Source organism: Flavobacterium fontis (assembly GCF_900129405.1).
GTDB lineage: Bacteria > Bacteroidota > Bacteroidia > Flavobacteriales > Flavobacteriaceae > Flavobacterium > Flavobacterium fontis.
Genome location: NZ_FQVQ01000007.1, coordinates 55,114 through 79,040, shown reverse-complemented (window position 1 = coordinate 79,040; position 23,927 = coordinate 55,114). Strand labels below are relative to the sequence as shown.

Here is a 23,927-nt window from a genome sequence, read left to right as displayed (position 1 = left end):
AATTGATTCTTGAGTCAAAAACCTCAAGTGAGCTTTTACAATAGTGGTTTATCTATAAATTCCGAACGGCATCTTTGAACTGACGTCCGCGGTCTTCATAGTTTTCAAACAAGTCAAAACTCGCACATGCAGGAGACAAAAGCACGGTATCGCCTTTTTCGGCAATGTGTTTGGCTGTATTCACGGCATCGCGCATATTATCGACTTCCACCATCATGTCTACTACATTTCCGAAAGCATCGATGATTTTTTTATTTTCAACACCTAAGCAAATAATGGCTTTCACTTTTTCATGAACCAAAGCCATCAATTCGGTGTAATCATTTCCTTTATCAACGCCCCCTACAATCCACACCGTAGGAGTAGTCATGCTTTCCAAGGCAAAATAGGTCGCATTGACATTGGTCGCCTTACTATCGTTGATGTATTGTACATTTTGGATTTTCAACACTTTTTCCAAACGGTGTTCTACCCCCTGGAAATTGGACAAACTCTCCCGAATGGTTTGTTTGCGGATACGCATGAGTTGCGCCACAGAGGTCGCTGCCATTGCGTTTTTTAAATTGTGTTTTCCTTCCAATGAAATTTGAGCAGTTTCCATCATGAACTCCTCTTGGTTGATGTTGATTTCCATAGTTTTGTCGTTTAAATAAGCTCCGTTTTTAAGTACTTTGGTTACCGAAAACGGAATGGGTTTTGCATTGATTTTATTGTTTTGGAGCCACTGGCTAATGGCTTCGTCATCGTTGTCGTAAATGAGGTAATCGTCCTCGGTTTGATTCATCGTGATTCGAAATTTGGAAGCGATGTAGTTTTCATACTTGTACTCATAGCGGTCCAAATGATCGGGGCTAATGTTGGTAATGATCGCAATATGGGGTTTGTAATGCACGATACCATCCAACTGGAAACTGCTCAATTCAAGCACATAGCAATCGTAATTTTCTTCGGCCACTTGCCAAGCAAAACTTTTTCCAATATTTCCACCCAAGCCCACATTCAATCCGCCTTCTTTGAGCAAATGATAGGTGAGCATCGTTGTGGTCGTTTTGCCGTTGCTTCCAGTAATTCCGATGGTGATCGCGTCGGTATAGGGATAGGCAAACTCGATTTCTGAAATCACGGGAATTCCTTTTTCCACCAACTTTTTCACAATAGGGGCTTTATCAGGAATTCCTGGACTTTTCATCACCACATCGGCGTTGAGAATCAAAGCTTCCGTGTGTTGGTTGTCTTCCCACGGAATGGTGTATTGTGTAAGAACGTCTTTGTAATGTTGCTTGATTGCTCCAAAATCGGATACAAACACCTCGTATCCTTTTTTCTGACCCAAAATGGCAGTTCCCACGCCACTTTCGCCCCCACCAAGCACAACCAATCGTTTCATTCTAGCGTAATTTTAGAGTAACAATAGCGACAATAGCGAGCATAATCGTAACAATCCAAAAGCGGGTTACAATTTTACTTTCATGGTAGCCTTTTTTCTGATAATGATGGTGCAAAGGCGACATTAGAAAAACCCGTCGTCCCTCGCCAAATCGTTTCTTGGTGTACTTGAAATAGGAAACCTGAATGATTACTGAGGCACTTTCGGCAAAGAAAATGGCACACAAAACAGGCAAAAGCATTTCTTTTCGAACCGAAATTGCGAGTACGGCAATAATTCCGCCGATGGTAAGACTCCCCGTATCGCCCATAAACACTGAGGCGGGATACGAATTGTACCAAAGAAAACCGACCAAAGCACCCACAAAAGCCGCAATGAATACCGTCATTTCTCCCGAATTGGGGATGTACATGACATTCAAATAGCTGGATAAAATGATGTTTCCGGAGATGAATGCAAAAATTCCCAACGCGAGTACCGATATGGCCGAGGTTCCAGCCGCGAGACCGTCAATCCCGTCGGTGAGGTTGGCTCCATTTGAAACCGCTGTAATGATAAAAATCACAATCGGAATAAACACTAACCAAGCCCATTGATGGTAATCGTCGGTGAATGGTTTTAAAATTTGCGCATACTCCAACTCGTTATTTTTCATAAACGGAATGGTCGTTGTGGTTGACTTGATTTCTTTGGCTGTGGGAGCAATCGTGTTTTGGGTTTGATTGAAGGTAACGGGCGCCGTCGACTTTTCACGAACGGTTACTCCGGGGTGAAAATACAAGACAGACCCCACAATCAATCCCAAACCAACTTGACCGATGACTTTAAAAATGCCTTTTAAGCCCTGTTTATCTTTTTTGAAAATTTTGATATAATCGTCAATAAAGCCAATAGTTCCCATCCAAAGGGTGGTGACGACCAATAAGATCACATAGATGTTGTTTAATTTGGTCAACAATAAAACGGGGATCAGCGTAGCAATAATGATAATTAACCCTCCCATCGTTGGCGTTCCAGCCTTTTGTGTTTGTCCTTCCAAACCCAGTTCTCGAATGGTTTCACCCACTTGTTGGTTGCGTAAAAAATTGATGATTTTCTTTCCATAAATGGTAGAAATCATTAACGATAGAATGAGCGCTAAAGCCGAGCGAAAGGTGATGTATTGAAACACCCCTGCGCCGGGCACATCCAATTGTTTATCGAGATAATCAAACAAATAGTAAAGCATGGGTTAGGAATTTAAGCGTTGGAGGAATTCGGTAACTATTTTTAAATCATCAAAATCGTGGCGCACCCCATTGATTTCCTGGTAGGTTTCGTGACCTTTACCAGCAATCAGGATAATATCGTGGGGTTGAGCCATTTGACATGCGGTTTTTATGGCTTGTTTTCGATCTAAAATCGAAAGGGTTTTTTTGAAATGTTGGGGTTCTACACCAGCTTCCATTTCAGTTAAAATTTGTTGCGGGTCTTCCGTACGTGGATTATCCGAGGTAAAAATGACTTTGTCGCTATGTTCTGCGGCAATATTGGCCATAATCGGACGCTTGGTTTTGTCGCGATCGCCACCACACCCCACTACGGTTATCAATTGTTCGTTGCGGGTACGAATGTCGCCAATCGTTTTCAGCACATTGGCTAAGGCATCGGGCGTGTGCGCATAATCGACAATCGCTGTAATTTGGTTGGGCGAAACCACAAACTGAAAGCGTCCTGAAACACTCTCCAATTCAGACAAAAGGCGTAAAGCCTCTGATTTTTCGAGTCCCAACTCAATGGCAACTCCATAAATGGCCAAAACGTTGTAGGCATTGAAGGATCCGATTAATTTGACCCATACTTCTTGCTCGTTGATTTTTAAAAGCAACCCCGACAACTGATTTTCCAACACCTGTGCTTTGTAATCGGCCATAGATTTCAAGGCATACGAAAGGGTTCGGGCCCCGGTGTTTTGAACCATAACTGCACCATTTTTATCGTCGGTATTGATGAGTGCAAAAGCAGTTTTGGGCAAATGATCAAAAAATGATTTTTTCACATCACGGTATTCTGCGAAAGTGTTGTGGTAATCCAAATGATCATGGGTTAAGTTGGTAAAAACACCTCCTTTGAACACCAATCCTTCGGTTCGTTTTTGGTGTACCCCATGGGAACTTACTTCCATGAAACAATATTCACATCCCACCTCGGCCATTTCGGCCAAATACCGGTTGATCGTGAGGGAATCGGGCGTGGTATGTGTGGCAGGAAATTCGTGGGTATCAACCATCACTTTTACGGTGGAAAGCAATCCGACTTTGAATCCGGCTTTTTTAAACAATTGATACAACAGTGTTGCAATGGTTGTCTTCCCATTTGTTCCCGTTACGCCTACCAATTGTAATTTGGTGGAAGGATTATCATAAAAGTTATTCGCCATCCATGCCAAAGCAGTATTGGTATCGGCCACTTGGATATAGGTGATTTGGGGTAAAAGCGTTTCGGGAAGCGTATCACATACCACCGCTACAGCACCCAAAGTGATTGCTTTTTCGATAAAATCATGTCCATTGGCTAGTGTTCCGCGTAAGGCTACGAACACATCCCCCGAAGTAACTTTGCGGGAATCAAATTCAATCTTAGCCACAGGAATATCGGTCGGTCCTTTAACCGATTCTAAAGCTACGCGGTATAGTAAATCTTTGAGTTGCATTATGATAATTCTAGGGTGATGGGTGTATTTTTTCGGAGGATTTCTCCAGGTCGCAACGATTGGGACTTCACTTTCCCTATCCCTTTGACTTTAACTTTCATGCCCATATTTTCTAACAAAGCAATGGCATCCATGCCGGGCATCCCTTTCAGATTGGGCATGGTATTTTTGGTTTTTTGCAATTTTTGATAGTAGGCATTGTATTGTTGTTCTTGACGCGCAATTTTGGCATCCACATTGTGCACTTTATTCATGGCGGGCGCATCGGTAAAAATCTTCTGCGCAATACGTTTGAATACAGGACCCGCTACATCGGCGCCATAGTAATTGTTGTTGGACGTGTTGGGCTTGTGCACTACAACGATACACGAATACTTGGGCTTGTCGGCAGGGAAAAAGCCCACAAATGACGAAATGTAATGCTTTTCATTGCCCCCATTTTTTGCGTAATTGGCTTGCGCTGTTCCCGTTTTTCCGGCCATAGAGAAATCTTTGGAATACAACTTTGAACCCGTACCGCGTTTGACTACATTTTCCATAATCGCCTTCAACTTTTTAATGGTTTCTGGCGAACAAATGCGACGGTTTATCACTTCCTTATTGTATTTTTTAATGGTATTGTTCCATTCTTTTATCTCAGAAACGAACAACGGTTTTACCATTTCTCCATTATTGGCGATGGCATTGTATAGGGTTAATGTTTGCAGTGGCGTCACCGAAACCCCGTAGCCAAAAGCCATCCAGGGTAATGCAATAGCGCTCCAACCCTTTTCACCGGGTTGTGGGATAAACGGAACGCCTTCGCCTTTGAACGGTAATCCCAAGGGTTTATTCAATCCCATGCGGTCGATGCGATCCACGAATTGTTTGGGATTGCCTTTGTAATTTTCATAAACCGCTTGCACCAAGACGGTGTTGGACGAAACTTCAAATCCGCGTGCCAAAGAGATACTTCCATAGCCTCCCTCATGAGAATCGCGTACTTTTTTACCTCGGTACGTAATCACCCCGCCGTTGGTATTATACACCGCACTCGTATCCACTTTTTTATCCTCCAACAAGGCGATCATATCTACTAGTTTGAACGTAGAACCGGGTTCGTGCGACTCCGCTACCGCATAGTTGATGGTTTCGTAGTAGTTGCCTGATTTTTCATCACGGCCCAAATTGGAAATCGCTCGTACATAACCCGTTTTGGTCTCCATAACCACCACACAGCCATGCTCAGCCCCGTATTCTTCCAATTGCTTTAGCAAGGCATGGTGGGCGATATCCTGAATGAAAACATCGATGGTTGAAATCACATCGTAGCCATCGCGGGGTTCTTTTTCATTTTCATCCCGAATGGGTTTCCATTGACCTTTGGCAATTTTTTGTTTCAAAATTTTACCATCTTCTCCCCGTAAATACTTGCTAAACGCCCCTTCAATTCCGATACGTTTTACTGTACCATCGTCCAAAACTCGTTCGTAACCAATGGTCCGTTCGGCCACTTTCCCAATGGGATGCTCCCGAACGGTATGTTGTTCTACAATCATACCCCCTTTGTAGGCCCCTTTGTTGAACAAGGGCATCGCTTTGAAATCCATGTACTGCGTGTAGGTCAAATCATCAGCGATAAACAAGTATCGGTTTTTGTTGGCGCGTGCTTTGCGCAACATATCTTGGTAATGGGAAGCGGGTTTGCCCAACATCTTGGATAAGGCTTGGGCTAAATCGGGGACATGGGCTTCAAAATCTTCGAGTTTAGGCGCCATCGCATCAAAGCGTATGGTGTAATTGGGAATGGAAGTCGCTAATAAACTCCCGTCGGCAGAATAGATATTGCCTTTATTGGCGGGAATAACAAAGGTTTTTACCGAACGTTCTTTGGCTAACTTTCGGTAATAGGGTCCCTCTACCCACTGGATATTAGTCAATTTTACCACGATAGCAATCGCCATGAGGAAAAAGACCAACGCGGTAAGGTAGGTTCGGTAAGAAAGTGCTTTATCGTTGTTTACTCCTGCCATAGGGAACTCCAAAATCCTTTCGATTCTTTTTTGGTTACGGTTATCTTCTGTGGAGGCACGGGAGAAGGTTTGATCCCACGGGCTTCCATTTTTTTTGAAATGGTCGACTCCATACGGAGTTTCATCAATTGCGAACGGCGATCAACAAATCGCGAACGCAATTCTTTTACTTCATTATTCAATTCGGCGATACGAAACACCTTTTGTTCATACCGATGGGTATTGGCGATCATGATAATGGCCAATAAAATCAGAAATAGAATAAACCGCCAGTTTTGTGAGGCGGACTCATCCACTAGAAATCGGGCTTTTAGTAAGCTATATATTCCTCGTTTCATCCTAATTTTTCGGCTATACGTAGTTTCGCACTTCGAGCACGATTGTTTGTACTAATTTCTGCTGCACTAGGCACGATGAGCTTCCCAATAGTTTTGAAAGGCACCGAATAATTCCCAAAGAAATCGCGTTCGGGTTCGCCTTCAAACATTCCGTTTTTGACATAGCGTTTCACCAAACGATCTTCCAAAGAATGGTAGGAAATCACACTCAATCGTCCGCCAGGGCGCAATACTTCTAGAGATTGTGTCAAAAAATCTTTGAGCACTTCCATTTCTTGATTCACTTCAATTCGAATGGCTTGATAGATTTGTGCCAAAATTTTATTACTCAAATGTGCGGGTAAATATTTGGCCAAAACCTGTTTCAAATCGGCGGTGGTTTCAATTGGTTTTTGACTGCGTGCTTCGACGATAGTTCGCGCAAAAGCGGGAGCTTGTTTGAGCTCGCCATACAACAAAAACATACTGCGCAACGCACTTTCATCATAGGTGTTGATGACTTGATAGGCGTCTAATTCATTTTGCTGACTCATTCGCATGTCCAATTTCGCCTCAAAACGTGTTGAAAATCCGCGCTCGGGCACGTCAAACTGGTGGGACGATACGCCTAAGTCGGCCAATATCCCATCGACGGCACGAACCCCATGAAATCGGAGAAAGCGTTTAAGGTATCGGAAGTTTTCGGGAATCAAAGTGAACCGTGCATCCTCAATCGCATTGGCCCAAGCGTCTTCATCTTGATCAAAAGCAAACAGTTTTCCCTCCGGACCCAAACGACGTAAAATTTCACGCGAATGCCCCCCGCCTCCAAAGGTCACGTCAACATAGACGCCATCGGGACGAATTGCCAAACCGTCAACGGTTTCCTGCAACAATACGGGGTTATGATAGTCCATGATCATCGTCGTTTACATTTCCCATTACATCTTCGGCCAAATCTGCAAAGTCAACGACAGAATCATCAATTGCTTTTTCATACAAGTCTTTATCCCAGATCTCGACGATATGTACCGCCGATGATAAGACTACATCTTTGGAGATTTGGGCAAAAGCGGTTAAGTCTTTGGGGACTAATAAGCGGCCCAAGTTGTCAATTTCAACCACTTTAACCCCCGCTGTAAAGCGACGAATGAAGTCGTTATTTTTTTTGACAAACTTGTTGAGCTTGTTGATTTTTTGCATCATCAGATTCCACTCCGCCATAGGGTACAACTCCAAACAAGGTTGAAATACCGAGCGCTTCAGCACGAAACCGTCCTGAAGTACAGCCGCAAGTTGCTTCTTCAAAGGCGCAGGCATCAAAAGCCTTCCTTTGGCATCAACTTTACACTCGTATGTCCCTATTAATGCGTTCATTATGCGAAATCGGATGTATGGGAACAAAAATAGGAAAGATTTTACCACCTTTTACCACTTTCCTCCACTTTGTTGATAAGTTTTACCACTTTAAAGAAAAATCCTCGAACAACACGGAAAAGGGTCTTTTACCAAAAGTTTAACAATTGTGGATAATGGATAAAAAAATCTCATTTTAAGGTGTTGTTTATCGATACTTACCACAAACCCCATGGAAGATTTAACAGTTTTGAAGCGTTTTGAAAAAATGAAGTTCTGATTTCAAGACGATTAGCCTTTGGGTGTATTGAATCAAAATCGCGAAGAAACATCACCGCAAATAATGATGAGAGCACTGGGATATTAGGTTTAAAAAACTATATTTGTAACCAAGCAAAATCGTAAGATTCACTATGGATGTAAGCGCAAAAAAAGAGGGTAAGTACCAATATTATGAAGCTGGAGAAGGCACCCCAATCGTGGTGTTGCATGGATTGATGGGCGGATTGAGTAATTTTAAAGCGGTTGCCGATCACTTTTCAACCCGAGGCTACAAAGTGGTGATTCCTGAATTACCGCTTTACACCCAAAACATTTTAAAAACCAACGTCAAAGCTTTTGCGAAATACGTCAAGGATTTTATCACCTACAAAGGGTTTTCGCGCGTAATTCTTTTGGGCAATTCTCTTGGAGGACATATCTCGTTGTACCATACGAAAATGTATCCCGAAAAAGTGGCGGGTTTAGTAATCACAGGGAGCTCGGGCTTGTATGAAAGCGCCATGGGAGACAGTTACCCCAAACGCGGAGATTACGAATACATCAAAAAGAAAACCGAAGACGTGTTTTACGACCCCAAGATGGCTACTCCTGAATTGGTAGACGAGGTGTTTTCTATTGTAAATGACCGTATTAAAGTTTTAAAAACACTTACGATTGCCAAAAGTGCCATTCGTCACAATATGGGAAAAGATTTACCCAAAATGCATGTCAAAACCTGTATTATTTGGGGGAAAAACGACCGAGTTACACCGCCTGAAGTTGCCGAAGAATTCCACAAGTTAATGCCTAATTCGGATTTGTATTGGATTGACCAATGTGGCCATGCTGCGATGATGGAACAACCTGAAGCATTCAATCAGCATTTGGAAACATGGCTTAAAAAAGAAGGTTTATAAGGCATGAAAATCAATAGCGCCGAATTTATCATCAGCAATTCTGTGGTCAGTAAATGCCCTCAAGAACCCCTTCCCGAATATGCCTTTATTGGGCGTTCCAATGTGGGAAAATCTTCACTGATTAACATGTTGACCAACCATAAAAATTTGGCTAAAACATCGGGGCGACCCGGTAAAACCCAGTTAATCAATCATTTCAAAATCAATCAAAATTGGTTTTTGGTCGATTTACCGGGGTATGGCTATGCTCGTGTGTCAAAATCGACCAAAGCTACTTTTCAAAAATTTATCACCGATTATTTTGAAAAAAGAACCCAATTGGTATGTGCTTTTGTTTTAATTGATGTGCGTTTGGAAGCTCAGAAAATCGATTTGGAATTTATCAATTATTTGGGGGAAAACGGCATCCCCTTTTGTTTGGTCTTTACCAAAATGGATAAAATTACGCGGGTAAAAGCTGAATCCAATGTGGCGGCTTACCGAAAGAAACTATTGGCAGAAAATTGGGAAGAAATGCCTCCTTATTTTATCACTTCTTCAGAGACTAAAGTAGGTCGCGAGGAACTTTTGACGTATATCGAGTCCATCAATGAAACGATCCGGAAATCACCCTTTCCTTAATATTTTTTTGCCATGAGAAAATCGATCTTTTTTGCCTTTCCCTTGATCCTTCTCACTCTTTCCACAATGCTTTTATCAGGTTGCAATGCAGCCAAATACACGATGCTTTCGCAGGGACCAGCAGGCGGGGTAGATTTTCGTACCGGTAATTGGTTGTTGTTGGAAATCGATTGTCCGCCAGAAGTCTATGGTGCACTCAACACGGCAATACAAACCGACTTCAAAGCAATTTTGGGCGATCGTCTTTACTTTCCCCATCAAATACAAAGTGCTACTATTCCGAAAGACGCTAAAGTACAGATGAAATTAACGGCCTTGAAACAATTGGCGTTGGGGGTTCCAACTTGTGATTATGTAATTTTATGTAAAGCCGTCATTGCTAGAGATGAAATGGGACTCCTTAACTACAATTCCCGTTTTCAGCAAACACAGAAACAAAATCAGGCGCATATTACCTTGGAATGTTACGACCTCAAAAAACAAACCCTGTTGTATTCCAAGCGATTTACGGGAAGCAGCACCAGCACCTCGATACATGGGGGCGAACGTTGGGAGTTTAGCGTTCAAGCGAGAAGTTTATTGCTCAAAGCCTATGAAAAAGGAATAAAAGATTTACGGCGAACATCGGTACGCTAGCTTACCCCTTCAAATTCAATTTTTCGGCAAAAAAATCAGAGAAATCCCGCATGGAATCGGCCATTTTATCGTCTTGGGTGGCACGTTGGTAAGTGTCGGCCATGGCTACCAGGGTTTGATGAAAAAAGATTTTCATTTCATCTACTGGCATATCTTTCGTCCACAAATCAATCCGTAAAGTTTCTTTTTGCTGACTGTCCCACAACGACAACAAGACCGCTTTGGCTCCCGCATTTTCGACTCCACCGTCAATGGCGGTCCAACTTAAGGACTCGGGAATACGATTTTCATCGAGGGTTACATTTACTTTTATTTCCGAGGTAAAGGTTTGCTTACTCATTCTTTTTGGGTTTGTATTTGGATTGTTCAAAGATACGATGTGCATCCATCGCGAGCAAGTCTTTGGGAGTTACATCTTCATTATTTTCAACAAACGAGCGAATGATTTGCCATCCTACCCATTGGCCAATGCGTCCGGGGGTTTCGTTGTCGATTTCGAGATAAAATTTTGAAAAAGGAGCCATGTTGATGAATCGGTTGGGCAACTTACTATCGGTGCTGTAGAGGTATTTGTTTTGCACAAAATTCTCCCAAATATAGGCTTCATTTTCTTGACAAAACTGAAGTTGCTTGGGCGTATATCCAATTTTCTCCGCATCGGTATAATCGGGAATCAAAAGATCTTTAAGGTACAATTCTTTCCCCGCATCAATCATCAAACTCAAAAAGTCGGCTTTGCGCGATTTGGGGATTACCCGAAAACCTATGGCGGCTACTACATCGGGAATCATTTGTCGCGGCTCAAAGTTATCGCGAATGTATTGCGGAATTCCAGCGTAAAAGGGATGATTTTTCCCGAGATACATTTCCAAGGAGATAATCAACTTATCTTGCGTGTAAATGGCTTTGTTAAGGTAATCCATTTCACCTATGGCCGTGTAAATCGCGGGTTCTTTGACTTTGGGAAAGTAATATTTAACGTGCTTAAACACATCGTCTATTTCGGTTTGCTCAGCGCTAAAATCGTTGTAGCGTTTGGAGACCTCGCGGTAAAGTGCCTGCCAATCTTTATTTTGTAGGCGATTAATCCATACGGAATCGGGAACATCCTCAGGAAAAAAATCGGGATATTGTTGTTTGACTTTAGCCAATTCGGTGGGCTTGGACTCATAAAATGCTTGTTCAAACCGATTCAGTTTGGTCACTACAGGTATAGCTTCTACTTCTTTTTCGACCTTAGCTTTCGAATCACAAGCAATGGCTACGAGTCCTATGCAAAACAATCCTATTAATTTTTTCATTCCTACAAAAATTTATTTTTCTTTCGTAAATAAAACCTTACCTTCGCCCTTTACGTAAATAAAGAAAACGTTCTAAAATGGTTAATTTCTTTGTCAATTAATTCAAAACGAACAAGTATTAGAATTCGTATAAATTAATAATTTTGCAAATATACGTGAGATACAATACTTTTCATCACCGTACTAATGACAAATAAAAACGTGTTTAATCCGGCTCTTGTAAACGACTACATCGTACAGTGGTTGCGGGATTATGCAACTCAAGCTGGCGTTAAGGGCTTTGTTGTAGGAATCTCAGGGGGCGTTGATTCGGCGGTTACTTCAACGTTATGTGCCCAAACAGGATTCCCTACGTTGTGTGTAGAAATGCCTATTCATCAGGCCGAGAGTCAGGTCAATCGCGCGCAAGAACATATCGCTCAATTGCAAGAGCGGTTCCCAGGGGTTACAGGAATGCGCGTTGATTTAACCCCCGTTTTTGAAAGTTTTAAAAAAGAAGTTCCCACGAGTCCCGATGAGAAAGCCTACTTCTTATCGTTGGCCAACAGTAGAGCGCGATTGCGAATGACTACTTTATACTATTTGGCGGGTATACACGGCCGTTTGGTCGCTGGTACCGGCAACAAAGTAGAAGATTTTGGCGTTGGATTCTACACCAAATACGGGGATGGCGGTGTCGACTTAAGTCCGATTGCCGATTTGATGAAAAGTGAAGTCTACGCACTTGGAAAGTTTTTAAACATTCCTGAATCAATTCAGCTCGCCGCTCCAACGGATGGATTATTTGGGGACAACCGAACCGATGAAGATCAGTTGGGAGCCAGTTATAACGAACTGGAATGGGCGATGCGCGAACAAGAAAAAGGCAAGCAAGCTGATGCTTACACAGGCCGCGAGCTTGAAGTCTTTACTATCTTTCAGCGACTCAACCGCGCCAACCGACACAAAATGGAACCGATTCCGGTTTGTGTCCTTCCGGAGGCATTACGCTAATCCTGAAGATCTTCAACGTTTTGGAACAACATAAAGAAAAAATAAAGTTACCCTAACACACTCTAAAACGTTAAATTATGATTACAGTTTGTCTAGCCGACAATTTACCCGTGGTTCATTACGGGGTCAAATCGTATTTCAGGGATCACCCCGAAATTGCGGTGGTATCCAATGTAGGTAGCTTCTACATGGTGCCCGACGCCCTTCGGAACCGTGAGATCAACGTACTGGTTATCGACTTAGAATTGGATGGCCTGAAAAGTATTTACGAACTTAAAGCGATTATTAAAAACTTTCCCAACACGAAAGTCCTTGTTTTCTCCAGTCTTAACGAACAAATTTACGCTCCTAATGCCATCAAAGCGGGCGCTGCGGGCTATGTACACAAGAGTTCCAAATTGGAAACCTTAGGTACCACCATCATCCGTGTTCACCAAGGATTGGTGATGATGAGTGAAAACATCAAAAAGAACTTGGCTCTCATTGCCAAACAAAACAAAACCGAACGGGTATACCGTAAACTTTCCAACCGTGAAATCGAGGTACTGCGTTACTTGTCTGACGGAAAGAAAAACAACGAAATTTCTAAGATTTTAAATCTTAACGAAAAAACGATCAGCACTTACAAATTGCGTTTATTACAAAAATTAAACGTAACCAATTTGGTCGACTTGGTCAACAAAGCGAAAACGCTAGATATCGTTTAATGGAGACTGTGGCGCGAGATTACGCGTCCGAGTTTCTTTGAAAAGACACTGGTCAACCCCAAGTAGTCGACGATCATCTCTAATGTATTTGAATTATCTGAATCAGCCTCCGGGCTGATTTCTTTTTTTAGCTCATCGATAATTTTATTTACCCAATACCAACGCAATGTGAGGATAGTTTCGGTAACATATTGCGCAATTCCTTGCACTTTATCTTTCACCAAAATATTCTTGGACTCCCAATTGTGTAAAAACTCACGTTCTTCTTGCATCAATATTCCCGTGACCGTTGCAGAAAGCTCAGGCGGTAATTGCGCCACGTATTGGTCCAAATCAAACTGCTCATTCTGGTGTAAATAGGCAATTACATCGTCGTAAATTTGTTTGAACCCCGGATGTGCCAATTCAATTTCGTCCTCTTGTAAACTCAAGTAAATTCGGTGAAAAACCTTATAGCGATTCCATTCCCGCACCTCAACCATTTCACCTCGTTCATCAGCTTTTAACAAGACATCTTCAAAATCTACCTCTTGGGTTCCATACAACAAGAGTATTTCAATAATTCGCTGCTCCAAAAGATGCTGAATATCGACTCCTGTGGCGGGTTGTTCGGGGGTTTCATTGCGGTGAACTTCAAATGCTTTTTGAGCTTCCTTTTGTTGTTTCCCTATAGCCTCTACCTCTTTTTTGAGCAACTGGGCCAACGTATTAAACAACACGTCTTCAGAAATGTCCATGATACGGGAACACTCTTGGATATAAATTTCACGCTTGATTCGATCAGGAATTTTGGAAATGCTCACCACCATATCCCGAATCAGTTCGGCCTTTTTAATAGGATCATTTTGGGCTTCCCGCATCAATAGCGAAGCTTTAAATTGGATAAAATCCTTGGCCTCTGTGTCGAGATACGCCAACAAATCGTGCAGCGGTGTTTTTTTGGCAAAACTATCGGGATCTTCACCATCGGGAAACGAACATACTTTTACATTCATTCCTTCTTCGAGGATCAAATCAATACCGCGCAAAGACGCACGTAATCCTGCAGCATCACCGTCAAATAATACGGTAATATTTTTGGTCAAACGACTGATTAACCGAATTTGATCGGGTGTCAAAGCGGTCCCCGAAGAGGCTACCACATTTTCTATACCCGCTTGGTGCATTTGAATCACATCGGTGTAGCCTTCCACCAAATAACAGCGGTCGTTCTTGGCAATGGCTTGTTTGGCGTGGGAAATCCCATACAGGACTTTACTTTTATGGTACAAATCGCTTTCGGGAGAGTTCAAATATTTGGCTGCTTTTTTATCGTTGGTGAGAATACGCCCCCCAAATCCCAAAACACGTCCCGACAAACTTTGAATTGGAAACATGACACGGCCTTTGAAGCGGTCAAACGTTTTATCCTCTCCCACTATGGTCAGTCCTGTTTTTTCGAGAAATTCCAATTGATATCCTTTGGCCTGCGCCTCCTTGGTCAAAGCATCCCAGGTATTGGGTGAATAACCCAGTCCAAACTTTTTAATGGTATCGTTGGTAAAACCACGCTCTTTGAAATAGGTCCATGCAATCGCTTTTCCTTCTTCCGTATCCCACAATTGTTTTTGAAAATATTGAGCCGCAAATTCGGTCACCAAAAACATACTTTCCCGCTCGTTCATCGCCTCGCGCTCCTCATCAGTACGTTGCGTTTCTTCTATTTCGATATTGTATTTTTTGGCCAAATAACGAATGGCTTCAGGATACGAAAAATGCTCGTGCTCCATAATAAATGCAATCGCATTTCCCCCTTTTCCTGTACTAAAATCCTTCCAAATTTGCTTCACAGGCGACACCATAAACGAAGGAGTGCGTTCGTCGGAAAACGGACTTAAGCCTTTAAAATTACTGCCCGCGCGCTTGAGCTGCACGAAGTCGCCAATGACCTCTTCTACCCGAACGGCGTCGTATACTTTATCAATCGTTTCTTTGGTAATCACCTTGGTTTTGTTTAGGAACGGGTAAAAATACAAAAAAGACGCCTTACATAAAGCGTCTTTTCTACCCTCATCCAATCGTCATGTGCGTTAATTGAGATCGAAGCGAACGCCCAATGAGATGTTGTTTTGTTTGATGGCATTGTTTTGGAAGAGCGGATTCAAATCGTATTTCAAATACAAACTTGTTTCCCGATACCCGATATAGGTACTCAACCCATAAATAAAATTGGAAGCATTGAAATCGCCTTTCACCTTTTGGTCGTACTCCATATCGTCGATTTCATACTCAATTTTTTGTTTTGACTTGATGCGAATTCCAGCATAGCCTCCTACTCCCAAGCGCAAACTTTTGTGCGTACGGAATAATGTTTTATCGTCTTTCACTTCTTTTTTGGAAAAATCAAACTCCAAATGTAACGGCGCAACCAAATACACATTTCGGAAACGTGCACTTTCTAAATTCACCGGACTGGTCACCAATACAGTTTGATCGCCTTGCTTTTCAAAAACACGGTTATCGGTGGGACGTAAATCGTTGTACATCAAAGACATTCCGTATTTAACATGCAACAAGTTGTCATTTTTAAACAAACGCGTATTGTAGGTAAAACCCCATTCGTAAAAGCGAGACCCTGCAAAACGGAAATCAGAATTTTCTACCGAACCGTCAGTAACGACATTGTTTAAACCAATCGCAAAGACAAACTGCGAGGTGGTGCGTTTTTCACCGTGGAATGTATACTTTTTCTTGTTCTTATCATGGTTTCCAAAGTTGATGGAAAAAAACTTCCCATGGATGTGCACGGTATCGCGGGTAGCCAACTTCCCGTCGACTTTGTTTTGCACTAAAATGCGAAGCTCGTCGTTTAGTAAATTGACGCGTGACTCAATTTTGGCTGCCGTTTCGGTGGCTAAAGCTTGCTTTTCTGTGGCGGCTTGTGCTGCGGTAATTTCGCCTTTTTCCAAACGAACATTTACAGCTTCAACTGCGGTTTTTAGCGCTAATTTTTCCTCCAAGGTTACTTGCTCGATTTTGTCGGCGATAGCACGGGCTTTGGATTCAAAGGTTTCTTGCGCTGTTAATTTTGACGTGATCGCACAAAGGATTAAGGCCAAATAAAAAATAAAGTTTCTCATGACGTAGTGATTTTTGTTTTTTGATGAATGATTGTTACTCCTGATTGCGGGTGGCTAAAGCAGATTTAGCCGATTGATAATTACGGTTAAGGCGGTCAAACATACGCTCGCGAAACGACTGATTGAGTTCGCCATCTACCTGATTCAACAAACTTGAAGCATCCACTTTGATGTTGGTTTTTGCCAACTGGGGTTGGACAACCGCGACAGCTGTTTTGGGGATTACTCCCGTTGTGTTTTGTGGATTCATGGGCTGGTTTTGTACTCCCGTTTGTGGTACAGGCACTGCAGTTGCTGTATAACTTTCGGTGGTAGGTATTACTTTTGGATTGATGATGCGTTTTTTTGGTGAAACGGCAGCTGATTTCTCATGATTCGCTGGTCTTTTCGTTGCAACGGGTTGTACAGCTACAGCTTGAGTCTGTGCGGGTGTTCCAATGGGTAACGCGTTGACGGTTGTTCCTTCGGGTTGGCGTTGGGGCTCACTTCCCTCCTTTTGTGTGACTTCGGTTGGGGTATTCGACTCCGGTTCGGATAGGTTGGAGGTAAAATAAAACCCGAGTGAAAGCAGGACCAAAACGGACGCAGCTACGGCCATATAGCGGAAGTAAACGCCAAACGGACGCTTGGTTTTTTTTTCCTCGGCGACGGTCAACATGGCATCCAAGCGATCCCAAGCTTGCGCCGAGGGCTGGATTTCGCGCCCTTGTAGGCCTTGTTTGATTTGTTCTTCCCAATTATTCGGTGCCATTGGTATATTTTTTTTGAAGGTTAAGTTGCTGTTGCAACATTTTTCTTGCGTGTGATAACTGTGATTTGGATGTGCCTTCACTGATATTGAGCAGTTCAGCAATCTCATGGTGTTTATACCCTTCGATACAATACAGGTTGAACACCATTTTGTAGCCGTCGGGCAGTTGATCAATGAGGAACTGAATCTCGTCTAGAGTGAGCTGACTCTCAATTTGATTATGGGTTTCTTCAAAAAAAGTTTCATCATCCATAAACCGCACTTTCTTTTGCACCCTCAAAAATGAAATACATTCATTAACCATTATTCGACGTATCCACCCTTCAAAACTGCCTTTATGTTGGAAGTGCTTCAAATTGGCAAACACTTTCATAAAAGCGGTAATCATCACATCCTCGGCTTGGTGTATGTCTTTGCAATACTGACGACAAACTCCAAGCATTTTTGGGGCAAACTTCGTGTAGAGTTGGTGTTGCGCATGACGGTTGTTTTCGAGTGCCAGCGCAATCCATTCATTTTCGTCGTTATGGAGGTTGATCACCTTCATGTTCGTTTGTTCCTTAGGGTTTCTATTGGGTAAGACGTGAATGGATTAAAAAGGGTTGCATCACTTGATAAAAAAAGTGATTTTTTTTAAAAAAATACTTTTAATCTATTGACTATGAGTAGTATAAAAATAAATTATTTTTTACGCTCAGTAACGTAATTGACCATTAATTCCAGGCTTTCTTTGTAGGGTGAGGCTGGAAAATTTTGCAAAAGGTGCAAGGCTTCCGATTTAAACTCGGTCATTTTTTGTTCGGCAAAAGTGAGTCCGCCTTTGTCTTTTACAAATTGAATTACCTCCTTGACCCGCTTTTTATCCTTATTGTGGTTTTTGATCGAATTGATGCACCAGCTTTTTTCGGAGGGCGTACAATGGTTGAGGGCATAAATCAGCGGTAAGGTCATTTTTTGTTCCTTGATATCAATACCGGTGGGTTTCCCAATGGCATCGTCGGTGTAATCAAACAGGTCGTCTTTGATTTGAAAAGCCATCCCAATCAACTCGCCGAATTTTCGCATCCGTTCTACCACAACATCGTCATCGGATACTGAACGGGCACCTAAGGCACAACATGCGGCAATTAAGGTAGCGGTTTTTTGACGGATGATTTCGTAATAAATCGCTTCGGTAATATCAAGGCGGCGTGCTTTTTCAATTTGCAACAATTCCCCCTCACTCATTTCGCGAACAGCCACCGAAATAATGCGCAACAAATCGAAATCGCCGTGATCGATGGACAGCAGTAACCCTTTGGACAACAAATAATCACCGACTAAAACAGCAATTTTATTTTTCCATAAGGCATTGATAGAGAAAAATCCACGGCGACGGTTGCTATCGTCTACCACATCATCATGAACTAAAGTCGCGGTATGAATCAATTCGATCACACTGGCCCCGCGGTAGGTTCGTTCGTTGACTTTTCCTTCATGGAGCATTTTGGCGGTTAAAAACACAAACATGGGACGCATTTGCTTCCCTTTTCGGTTGACGATATAATGGGTAATGCGGTTAAGCAATGCTACTTTGGAGGACATTGACTCTCGAAACTTGGTTTCAAAAAGTTCCATTTCCTCTTGGATGGGTTGCTTGATTTGCGCCGTAATATTCATCGGTTCAAAGATACAACAATCCTATGGGTCGCAACGTTTTTTGATTTCGCATTAAACTTTTTTTAACGTTCCTTATCTAAGTACTATAACCGTAAAAATTAGCTTTTTGAAAACAATGCTTAAAACTCTTGTAATTGGCTGGGCTTGCCTTCTGGCCAGTTGTACCAAAGACGATGCTTCCCCTGCTATCACCGCTGAAGAAGCCAGTGTGAATGCCAAAATTGACTTGGCCAACAATGATGTTACCGATATTGTCATGAATGAAGAACAAAGTACGTACCTAGATCCTGCCAACAAAAATAGTGCTGTGAGTGCCTTGGCCTTACCACCTTGTGCCACTGTAACGCGTGTACCAGCCTTTGGAACGCCTTTAACGCCGGGCACTCAGGTGACCAAAACCATCGACTTTGGCACTACGGGATGCACCCTTGCCAGCGGGAATGTAGTGAAAGGGCGAATTATCATCACATTTACCTTCAACCCGGGAGCCACTTCCCATACCATCAACTATCAGTTTGATAATTTTTACCACAACAACCTCAAATTTGAGGGGAATAAAACCTTTACTCGAGTCATGACGCCTGCAACCGCAACAACACCAAGTCTTCCCGTGGTTACGATGAATATGGAGATGAGTGTAACTCTTCCCAACGGCAATGTATACCAACGGGTTGGGCAACGTGTACGTCAAATCACAGCAGGGTATGACACCCCCAATGTACTGATTGACAATGTATATAGTGTCACCGGAAACTGGACCACTACGTTTCCAAATAGCACTCTTCAAACAAGTACGATTACCACACCTTTGATGGTTAAAATGAGTTGTATCACCGCCAACAAACCCTTATTGGTGAGCGGTGTGATTACCATCGCGCGCAATGGAAACACGGCGACCTTGGACTACGGTGACGGGACTTGCGACAATACCGCCCTGTTTACCTTTAATGGAACCTCGGTAACTATTGTGATTGGAAATTAAAAAAAGAACCCTTCAAAAAAAACGTCTCAACATAGCTGAGACGTTTTTTTTATGATTTATTGGCCAATTGCCCACAAGCGGCATCGATGTCTTTGCCGCGACTGCGACGGACTTTCACGACAATATCATGGCGTTCCAAGGCGTCGATATAGGCTTGAATTGCTTCTTCGGAAGCTTGTTGAAATTCGCCATCGTCGATAGGATTGTATTCAATTAAGTTGACCTTACACGGAACGTATTTGCAAAACTTCACCAAGGCATCTACAGCTTCGTGATTGTCATTGATCCCGCGCCAAACGACATATTCATAAGTGACTTTACTTTTGGTTTTTTGGTACCAATACTCCAAACTCTCCCGCAAATCGGTGAGGGGAAAATTGGTCGTAAACGGCATTATCTTGTTGCGCGTGCTTTCAATCGCCGAATGCAACGAAACGGCCAATTTAAATTTCACGCCGTCGTCGGCCATTTTTTTTATCATTTTTGGAATCCCCGAGGTCGACACCGTAATGCGTTTGGGCGACATGCCTAAGCCCTCTTCGGAAGTTATTTTCTCGATGGCTTTCATCACGTTGGGGTAGTTCATGAGGGGTTCGCCCATGCCCATAAACACAATATTGGACAAAGGATGATTATAGTACAACCGACTCTCGCGATCGATAGCGACAACTTGGTCGTAGATCTCATCGGGTTGTAGGTTGCGCATACGCTTCAGGCGTGCCGTGGCACAGAAGTTACAATCCAAGCTGCAGCCTACCTGACTCGACACACAAGCCGTGGTGCGGGTTGCCGTGGGAATCAACACACTTTCGACAACCAAACCATCGTGGAGTCGCACCGCATTTTTGACCGTTCCGTCGGCACTGCGTTGCATTTGGTCGACTTGAATATGATTGATAACAAAATGGGTTTCCAACAAGGTTCGAGTAGCTTTGGACACATTGGTCATGTCTTCAAACTTATGGGCGCCTTTGGTCCACAGCCATTCATAAACTTGATTGCCACGAAAGGCTTGATCGCCTTGTGCTACAAAAAAATCACGCAGTTGGTCTTTGGTCAGCGCTCGAATGTCTTTTTTGTCTTCCATGGGGCAAAGGTAGATAGGAATTGTAAATTTTGAATTATAAATTATGAATTATGGGTTTGAGGTGGGGAAAGTGGAGTTTAGTTTAAATGTTTATTTGGTTTAAAAGTGTAACGAGAATAGGTTGATTTGTTCATTTTCAAATTGACTCATTGACTCATTGACTCATTGGCACATTGACTCATTGACTCATTGCCACATCGGCTCATTGGCACATTGATTATTTGGAGCACAAGGTTACACAAAGTTGGGCACAGAGTTTCACAAGGTTTTTAACCGCATTGTCTTAGTCGCAGTCGCAGTTTTCAGTGGGTTTAGAGTGATAAAGAACGTTTTGGGTTTATCGGGTTGAATGAGTTTAAAAGTGGAGCTGGGAAAGTATATCAATTTGACAAATTAGCACATTTACAACTCAGAATCTTAGTGACTTAGTGGCTTAGTGGCTATAGTTTCAGGTGGAGTAAAAAGTGGAGTTTAGTTTAAATGTTTATTTGGTTTAAAAGTGTACCGAGAAAAGGTTGATACGTTCATTTTCAAATTGGCAAATTGACTCATTGACTCATTGACACATCGGCTCATTGCCACATCGACTCATTCCAAAGCAATCCAATCGATAAGCAGCGTGAAATCTTCTTCCTGTTTGTTGGCAATAAGAAAACTAATTTGAGCGATGCGGTCAAAATTAAAGTTAGGCATCGCCAACATACGACCTCGGAATTGAGGGTAAAAGTCTTTCAGGGGCAATCGAATTTCCTGCCACTGACCATTGGTGAGAAAAGGTTGGACGAATGATTCGGTTTGGTTTCGCGTGCTTTTGAGACGAAACTCATAGCGTTTGCCATCGCCTTTTACACGAAGAACTAAGTGGGTTTGGTCGGGCGTAAGCGATTGGGCAGTGTCCCATTGAACAGAGGCAAAACCTCCGTTATAGGCTAGGGAAACCTGACCCGAGAAGACGCCATGGCCTTCGGGAGAGAGGCGAATTGTACTGCTGGAAACCCCGCCCATGACGCCATCATTGACGATACGCCATTCCCGCAGATTGGTTTCGGTGGAAAACGTAACTATTTTCTTTCGCGGCCCTTCATGGGTAAGGCAAAGCACAAGCAGGAGGCTGATGAATTTCATGGGATATTATTTTTTTTAAAACGAAGCAGATCGCTTGAACCCTTGGTTAGCGACGTTGGATCACCACTTTCTGCTCGAAGATACGAAGATATTTTGTTGTTCGAAAATTAGAAATTTGATCGAAAGTTTATTCTAATGGAGGAGTGCTTTAGGTTGAAAAGTGGATCGAACAATCCGACAGTTGGTTTGTCAATTCATACTGGTAGCGTCGAGCCTTGTTTTAAATAAAAACGAATTAGAGGACTTTGAAGCTATAAATAACGATGAAAAAACCGCACAACCCCGATAGCGCGGATTTGCAATCCGTGCTAGTTGTAATAAGCACCAATTAAAAATCCGCACTATCCGACTATCACCCCCCGCGCAAATTCCAGTATCTATTCGTACTTTTGCCCAAAATTCATCCTTATGCATTTCATCTCTGAAGATCTGGAGCACTATGTGGAGCAACATTCGCAAGACGAACCCGAATTGTTGGTGCAACTCTTTCGCGAAACGCACCAAAAAGTATTGCAACCGCGCATGCTCAGCGGACATTTCCAAGGTCGGGTGTTGAGTATGCTGTCGAAAATCATTCGCCCCAAACACATACTCGAAATTGGAACGTATACCGGATATGCTGCGCTTTGTTTGGCCGAAGGTTTAGCTCCTGAAGGCACATTGGACACCATTGACATCAAAGAAGAATTGGTGGGCATCCAACAAAAATATTTCTCCCTTTCGCCTTGGAAAAATCAAATCACGGCGCACTTGGGCAATGCCCTAGAGGTAATTCCAACGCTGGATAAAAAATTTGACTTGGTCTTTATCGACGCCGATAAAGAAAACTATATTGCCTATTTCCACCTCATCTTACCCATGATGAATCCGGGCGGCATTATTTTATCCGACAATGTATTGTGGAGCGGAAAAGTCTTAGAAGAATTGGATCCACGTGATACCAGTACGAAAGTGTTGTTGGAATATAACACCCTATTGAAAAACGATCCGCGTGTAGAAACGGTGTTGCTGCCCATCCGTGATGGATTGACGGTAAGTCGAGTGCTCTAATTATTGTTTTAAAACGAACTTGCGAAACAAGCGGTACACACCATAGCCATAAACCGCGCCAAAAAAGTATCCGGTCAAAATATCGCCAGGGTAATGCAAGCCCAAGTAAATGCGACTGTAGGCAAAAATCAAAGGAAAGAGAAACAACAGGGCCGCATACTTGTAATAGGGCCGCAACAGCGCAAAAATTACTACCGTCGTGGCCATCGAATTGGTGGCATGTCCCGAGTAAAAACTAAAGGAATCGCTATGTTTTACTACACGAATCAACCCTTCGAGTGCTGGCTCATTGCAAGGCCGTAAGCGCATGAAATAATTTTTAAAGGCATTGGCAGATTGATCGGTAACTACCAACAACAGGGCCATAAAGAGCAGCAGGTATAGAAACGAAACCCGACCCAATTTGCGGTATACTACATAAAAAACTACGATAAAAAAGGGAGTCCAATGGAGTTGCTTGGTCAAAAACAACCAATATGCATCGAAGGGTTTTGACCCTAAATTATTAAGCCAAACAAACAGTTGTTGGTCCCAAGAAATCAATCGTGCTAGCATTACCGTTTCCTTTTAATCGGCCCCGTAAGTGATTCGATATCTTCTTCAATCGCTTTAACCGGCTGTAAAGGATCTTCGAGTAACGCATTTTCATTTAAATCAATGATGCCGCCGGGAGCCACACTTTCTTTAACCTCCTCCACTTCACGCGTAAACGAGTCCGTCAAGCTGTTCATGGACTTGGTAAGGTCTTCCGTTTGGGCGCTTTTCTGAATTTCGTATTTGATTTCGTTGGTTGTACTCTTCAAATTGGCCATAAACTTCCCAAAAGTGCGCGCAAATTCGGGAATCTTATCGGTTCCAAAGAGCATCAAGGCGATGAAAATGATAAAGAGTAATTCTCCTCCCCCAATTCCAAACATAAGTCCTACTTTTTTAACGACCCAAAGGTACGAAGTT

Annotated in this window: 25 protein-coding genes; 7 read left to right on the top strand and 18 right to left on the bottom strand. The window is 42.7% G+C overall.

All coding sequences use genetic code 11. The features are described 5' to 3' along the window. Nucleotides 1-52 precede the first annotated feature (52 nt). Genes murD through mraZ form a run of 7 tightly spaced genes read right to left on the bottom strand, consistent with a single transcriptional unit; the run spans nt 53 to nt 7,785 of the window. Entirely contained in the window at nt 53-1,387 is a 1,335-nt protein-coding gene (murD, locus tag BUC17_RS07590) for a UDP-N-acetylmuramoyl-L-alanine--D-glutamate ligase (RefSeq protein ID WP_073363075.1), read from the bottom strand. A 1-nt stretch (nt 1,388) separates the two neighbouring features. Then, nucleotides 1,389-2,615, bottom strand: a complete 1,227-nt coding sequence (gene mraY, locus BUC17_RS07585) for a phospho-N-acetylmuramoyl-pentapeptide-transferase (RefSeq protein ID WP_073363073.1) — start codon at nt 2,613-2,615, stop codon at nt 1,389-1,391. Between the two features lie 3 nt (nt 2,616-2,618). Next, nucleotides 2,619-4,079: a UDP-N-acetylmuramoyl-L-alanyl-D-glutamate--2,6-diaminopimelate ligase gene (locus BUC17_RS07580; protein WP_073363072.1), complete on the bottom strand. Its 1,461-nt coding sequence runs from the start codon at nt 4,077-4,079 to the stop codon at nt 2,619-2,621. Then, nucleotides 4,079-6,091 carry a penicillin-binding protein gene (locus BUC17_RS07575; RefSeq protein ID WP_073363070.1) on the bottom strand — a complete coding sequence of 671 codons (2,013 nt, stop codon included), beginning with the start codon at nt 6,089-6,091 and terminating at the stop codon, nt 4,079-4,081. The genes BUC17_RS07580 and BUC17_RS07575 overlap by 1 nt, the downstream gene beginning before the upstream one ends. Beyond that, a complete protein-coding gene (locus tag BUC17_RS07570) occupies nt 6,079-6,429 on the bottom strand; it encodes an FtsL-like putative cell division protein (protein ID WP_073363069.1) in 351 nt (116 codons plus the stop codon). The genes BUC17_RS07575 and BUC17_RS07570 overlap by 13 nt, the downstream gene beginning before the upstream one ends. Next, complete coding sequence (gene rsmH / locus BUC17_RS07565; RefSeq protein ID WP_073363185.1) at nt 6,426-7,325, bottom strand: 16S rRNA (cytosine(1402)-N(4))-methyltransferase RsmH; 900 nt, start codon at nt 7,323-7,325, stop codon at nt 6,426-6,428. Before rsmH ends, BUC17_RS07570 begins: the two co-directional genes overlap by 4 nt. Then, nucleotides 7,312-7,785: a division/cell wall cluster transcriptional repressor MraZ gene (mraZ, locus tag BUC17_RS07560; protein WP_073363067.1), complete on the bottom strand. Its 474-nt coding sequence runs from the start codon at nt 7,783-7,785 to the stop codon at nt 7,312-7,314. The genes rsmH and mraZ overlap by 14 nt, the downstream gene beginning before the upstream one ends. Before the next feature lie 392 nt (nt 7,786-8,177). Here mraZ and BUC17_RS07555 point away from each other — a divergent pair, with 392 nt between their 5' ends. From BUC17_RS07555 to BUC17_RS07545, 3 genes are read left to right on the top strand one after another with little or no spacing between them, the layout of a single operon-like run. Next, nucleotides 8,178-8,942, top strand: coding sequence for an alpha/beta fold hydrolase (locus BUC17_RS07555; RefSeq protein WP_073363066.1), 765 nt, complete (start codon nt 8,178-8,180; stop codon nt 8,940-8,942). A 3-nt stretch (nt 8,943-8,945) separates the two neighbouring features. Further along, a complete protein-coding gene (gene yihA / locus BUC17_RS07550) occupies nt 8,946-9,563 on the top strand; it encodes a ribosome biogenesis GTP-binding protein YihA/YsxC (protein WP_073363064.1) in 618 nt (205 codons plus the stop codon). A gap of 12 nt (nt 9,564-9,575) precedes the next feature. Beyond that, complete coding sequence (locus BUC17_RS07545; protein ID WP_143161751.1) at nt 9,576-10,199, top strand: hypothetical protein; 624 nt, start codon at nt 9,576-9,578, stop codon at nt 10,197-10,199. A 1-nt stretch (nt 10,200) separates the two neighbouring features. Here BUC17_RS07545 and gldC read toward each other — a convergent pair whose 3' ends face one another. After that, nucleotides 10,201-10,539 carry a gliding motility protein GldC gene (gene gldC, locus BUC17_RS07540; RefSeq protein WP_073363061.1) on the bottom strand — a complete coding sequence of 113 codons (339 nt, stop codon included), beginning with the start codon at nt 10,537-10,539 and terminating at the stop codon, nt 10,201-10,203. Then, the gene (gene gldB, locus BUC17_RS07535) at nt 10,532-11,500 is read right to left on the bottom strand and encodes a gliding motility lipoprotein GldB (RefSeq protein WP_073363059.1); all 969 of its coding nucleotides are present in this window, start codon (nt 11,498-11,500) and stop codon (nt 10,532-10,534) included. Before gldB ends, gldC begins: the two co-directional genes overlap by 8 nt. A 186-nt stretch (nt 11,501-11,686) precedes the next feature. Between gldB and nadE the strand changes: the two genes are divergently transcribed. Then, a complete protein-coding gene (nadE, locus tag BUC17_RS07530) occupies nt 11,687-12,493 on the top strand; it encodes an NAD(+) synthase (RefSeq protein ID WP_073363057.1) in 807 nt (268 codons plus the stop codon). A 77-nt stretch (nt 12,494-12,570) separates the two neighbouring features. Further along, entirely contained in the window at nt 12,571-13,200 is a 630-nt protein-coding gene (locus BUC17_RS07525) for a response regulator transcription factor (protein ID WP_073363056.1), read from the top strand. On the opposite strand, the gene dnaG is transcribed toward BUC17_RS07525, so the two are convergent. From dnaG to BUC17_RS07500, 5 genes are all read right to left on the bottom strand, one after another. Beyond that, on the bottom strand, nt 13,197-15,182 hold the full coding sequence (gene dnaG, locus BUC17_RS07520) for a DNA primase (RefSeq protein ID WP_073363054.1): 1,986 nt from the start codon (nt 15,180-15,182) through the stop codon (nt 13,197-13,199). The two genes, BUC17_RS07525 and dnaG, sit on opposite strands and share 4 nt — an antisense overlap. 87 nt (nt 15,183-15,269) lie before the next feature. Beyond that, complete coding sequence (locus BUC17_RS07515; RefSeq protein WP_073363052.1) at nt 15,270-16,319, bottom strand: hypothetical protein; 1,050 nt, start codon at nt 16,317-16,319, stop codon at nt 15,270-15,272. Between the two features lie 34 nt (nt 16,320-16,353). Next, on the bottom strand, nt 16,354-17,070 hold the full coding sequence (locus BUC17_RS07510; RefSeq protein WP_073363051.1) for a hypothetical protein: 717 nt from the start codon (nt 17,068-17,070) through the stop codon (nt 16,354-16,356). Continuing rightward, nucleotides 17,057-17,617 (bottom strand): RNA polymerase sigma factor, encoded by a 561-nt coding sequence (locus BUC17_RS07505; RefSeq protein ID WP_073363049.1) that lies wholly within the window; start codon nt 17,615-17,617, stop codon nt 17,057-17,059. The genes BUC17_RS07510 and BUC17_RS07505 overlap by 14 nt, the downstream gene beginning before the upstream one ends. A 134-nt stretch (nt 17,618-17,751) precedes the next feature. Beyond that, nucleotides 17,752-18,729, bottom strand: a complete 978-nt coding sequence (locus BUC17_RS07500) for a polyprenyl synthetase family protein (RefSeq protein WP_073363048.1) — start codon at nt 18,727-18,729, stop codon at nt 17,752-17,754. 115 nt (nt 18,730-18,844) lie between these two features. Here BUC17_RS07500 and BUC17_RS07495 point away from each other — a divergent pair, with 115 nt between their 5' ends. Then, on the top strand, nt 18,845-19,711 hold the full coding sequence (locus tag BUC17_RS07495; protein ID WP_073363046.1) for a hypothetical protein: 867 nt from the start codon (nt 18,845-18,847) through the stop codon (nt 19,709-19,711). A gap of 49 nt (nt 19,712-19,760) precedes the next feature. Here BUC17_RS07495 and rlmN read toward each other — a convergent pair whose 3' ends face one another. Beyond that, nucleotides 19,761-20,798, bottom strand: coding sequence for a dual-specificity RNA methyltransferase RlmN (gene rlmN / locus BUC17_RS07490; RefSeq protein ID WP_073363045.1), 1,038 nt, complete (start codon nt 20,796-20,798; stop codon nt 19,761-19,763). A 588-nt stretch (nt 20,799-21,386) separates the two neighbouring features. After that, nucleotides 21,387-21,923 (bottom strand): CIA30 family protein, encoded by a 537-nt coding sequence (locus BUC17_RS07485; protein ID WP_073363043.1) that lies wholly within the window; start codon nt 21,921-21,923, stop codon nt 21,387-21,389. 408 nt (nt 21,924-22,331) lie between these two features. On the opposite strand from BUC17_RS07485, the gene BUC17_RS07480 reads away from it, so the two are divergent. Then, nucleotides 22,332-22,973 (top strand): O-methyltransferase, encoded by a 642-nt coding sequence (locus BUC17_RS07480; RefSeq protein WP_073363041.1) that lies wholly within the window; start codon nt 22,332-22,334, stop codon nt 22,971-22,973. Here BUC17_RS07480 and BUC17_RS07475 read toward each other — a convergent pair whose 3' ends face one another. Together BUC17_RS07475 and BUC17_RS07470 are read right to left on the bottom strand one after the other, a co-directional pair. Beyond that, nucleotides 22,974-23,528: a phosphatase PAP2 family protein gene (locus tag BUC17_RS07475; RefSeq protein ID WP_073363040.1), complete on the bottom strand. Its 555-nt coding sequence runs from the start codon at nt 23,526-23,528 to the stop codon at nt 22,974-22,976. Further along, nucleotides 23,528-23,890 carry a Sec-independent protein translocase subunit TatA/TatB gene (locus BUC17_RS07470; RefSeq protein WP_073363038.1) on the bottom strand — a complete coding sequence of 121 codons (363 nt, stop codon included), beginning with the start codon at nt 23,888-23,890 and terminating at the stop codon, nt 23,528-23,530. The genes BUC17_RS07475 and BUC17_RS07470 overlap by 1 nt, the downstream gene beginning before the upstream one ends. Between the last annotated feature and the right edge of the window lie 37 nt (nt 23,891-23,927).

What these genes read in the sequence shown, in the direction of transcription:
- BUC17_RS07510 (WP_073363051.1), bottom strand. Translation starts at nt 17,070, where the DNA reads ATGGCACCGAATAATTGGGAAGAACAAATCAAACAAGGCCTACAAGGG.
- yihA (WP_073363064.1), top strand. Translation starts at nt 8,946, where the DNA reads ATGAAAATCAATAGCGCCGAATTTATCATCAGCAATTCTGTGGTCAGT.
- BUC17_RS07485 (WP_073363043.1), bottom strand. Translation starts at nt 21,923, where the DNA reads ATGAAATTCATCAGCCTCCTGCTTGTGCTTTGCCTTACCCATGAAGGG.
- mraY (WP_073363073.1), bottom strand. Translation starts at nt 2,615, where the DNA reads ATGCTTTACTATTTGTTTGATTATCTCGATAAACAATTGGATGTGCCC.
- nadE (WP_073363057.1), top strand. Translation starts at nt 11,687, where the DNA reads ATGACAAATAAAAACGTGTTTAATCCGGCTCTTGTAAACGACTACATC.
- rsmH (WP_073363185.1), bottom strand. Translation starts at nt 7,325, where the DNA reads ATGGACTATCATAACCCCGTATTGTTGCAGGAAACCGTTGACGGTTTG.
- BUC17_RS07580 (WP_073363072.1), bottom strand. Translation starts at nt 4,079, where the DNA reads ATGCAACTCAAAGATTTACTATACCGCGTAGCTTTAGAATCGGTTAAA.
- BUC17_RS07480 (WP_073363041.1), top strand. Translation starts at nt 22,332, where the DNA reads ATGCATTTCATCTCTGAAGATCTGGAGCACTATGTGGAGCAACATTCG.
- murD (WP_073363075.1), bottom strand. Translation starts at nt 1,387, where the DNA reads ATGAAACGATTGGTTGTGCTTGGTGGGGGCGAAAGTGGCGTGGGAACT.
- BUC17_RS07500 (WP_073363048.1), bottom strand. Translation starts at nt 18,729, where the DNA reads ATGAATATTACGGCGCAAATCAAGCAACCCATCCAAGAGGAAATGGAA.
- rlmN (WP_073363045.1), bottom strand. Translation starts at nt 20,798, where the DNA reads ATGGAAGACAAAAAAGACATTCGAGCGCTGACCAAAGACCAACTGCGT.
- BUC17_RS07575 (WP_073363070.1), bottom strand. Translation starts at nt 6,091, where the DNA reads ATGGCAGGAGTAAACAACGATAAAGCACTTTCTTACCGAACCTACCTT.
- BUC17_RS07495 (WP_073363046.1), top strand. Translation starts at nt 18,845, where the DNA reads ATGCTTAAAACTCTTGTAATTGGCTGGGCTTGCCTTCTGGCCAGTTGT.
- BUC17_RS07475 (WP_073363040.1), bottom strand. Translation starts at nt 23,528, where the DNA reads ATGCTAGCACGATTGATTTCTTGGGACCAACAACTGTTTGTTTGGCTT.
- BUC17_RS07570 (WP_073363069.1), bottom strand. Translation starts at nt 6,429, where the DNA reads ATGAAACGAGGAATATATAGCTTACTAAAAGCCCGATTTCTAGTGGAT.
- BUC17_RS07525 (WP_073363056.1), top strand. Translation starts at nt 12,571, where the DNA reads ATGATTACAGTTTGTCTAGCCGACAATTTACCCGTGGTTCATTACGGG.
- gldB (WP_073363059.1), bottom strand. Translation starts at nt 11,500, where the DNA reads ATGAAAAAATTAATAGGATTGTTTTGCATAGGACTCGTAGCCATTGCT.
- BUC17_RS07515 (WP_073363052.1), bottom strand. Translation starts at nt 16,319, where the DNA reads ATGAGAAACTTTATTTTTTATTTGGCCTTAATCCTTTGTGCGATCACG.
- BUC17_RS07545 (WP_143161751.1), top strand. Translation starts at nt 9,576, where the DNA reads ATGAGAAAATCGATCTTTTTTGCCTTTCCCTTGATCCTTCTCACTCTT.
- BUC17_RS07470 (WP_073363038.1), bottom strand. Translation starts at nt 23,890, where the DNA reads ATGTTTGGAATTGGGGGAGGAGAATTACTCTTTATCATTTTCATCGCC.
- mraZ (WP_073363067.1), bottom strand. Translation starts at nt 7,785, where the DNA reads ATGAACGCATTAATAGGGACATACGAGTGTAAAGTTGATGCCAAAGGA.
- BUC17_RS07555 (WP_073363066.1), top strand. Translation starts at nt 8,178, where the DNA reads ATGGATGTAAGCGCAAAAAAAGAGGGTAAGTACCAATATTATGAAGCT.
- gldC (WP_073363061.1), bottom strand. Translation starts at nt 10,539, where the DNA reads ATGAGTAAGCAAACCTTTACCTCGGAAATAAAAGTAAATGTAACCCTC.
- BUC17_RS07505 (WP_073363049.1), bottom strand. Translation starts at nt 17,617, where the DNA reads ATGAAGGTGATCAACCTCCATAACGACGAAAATGAATGGATTGCGCTG.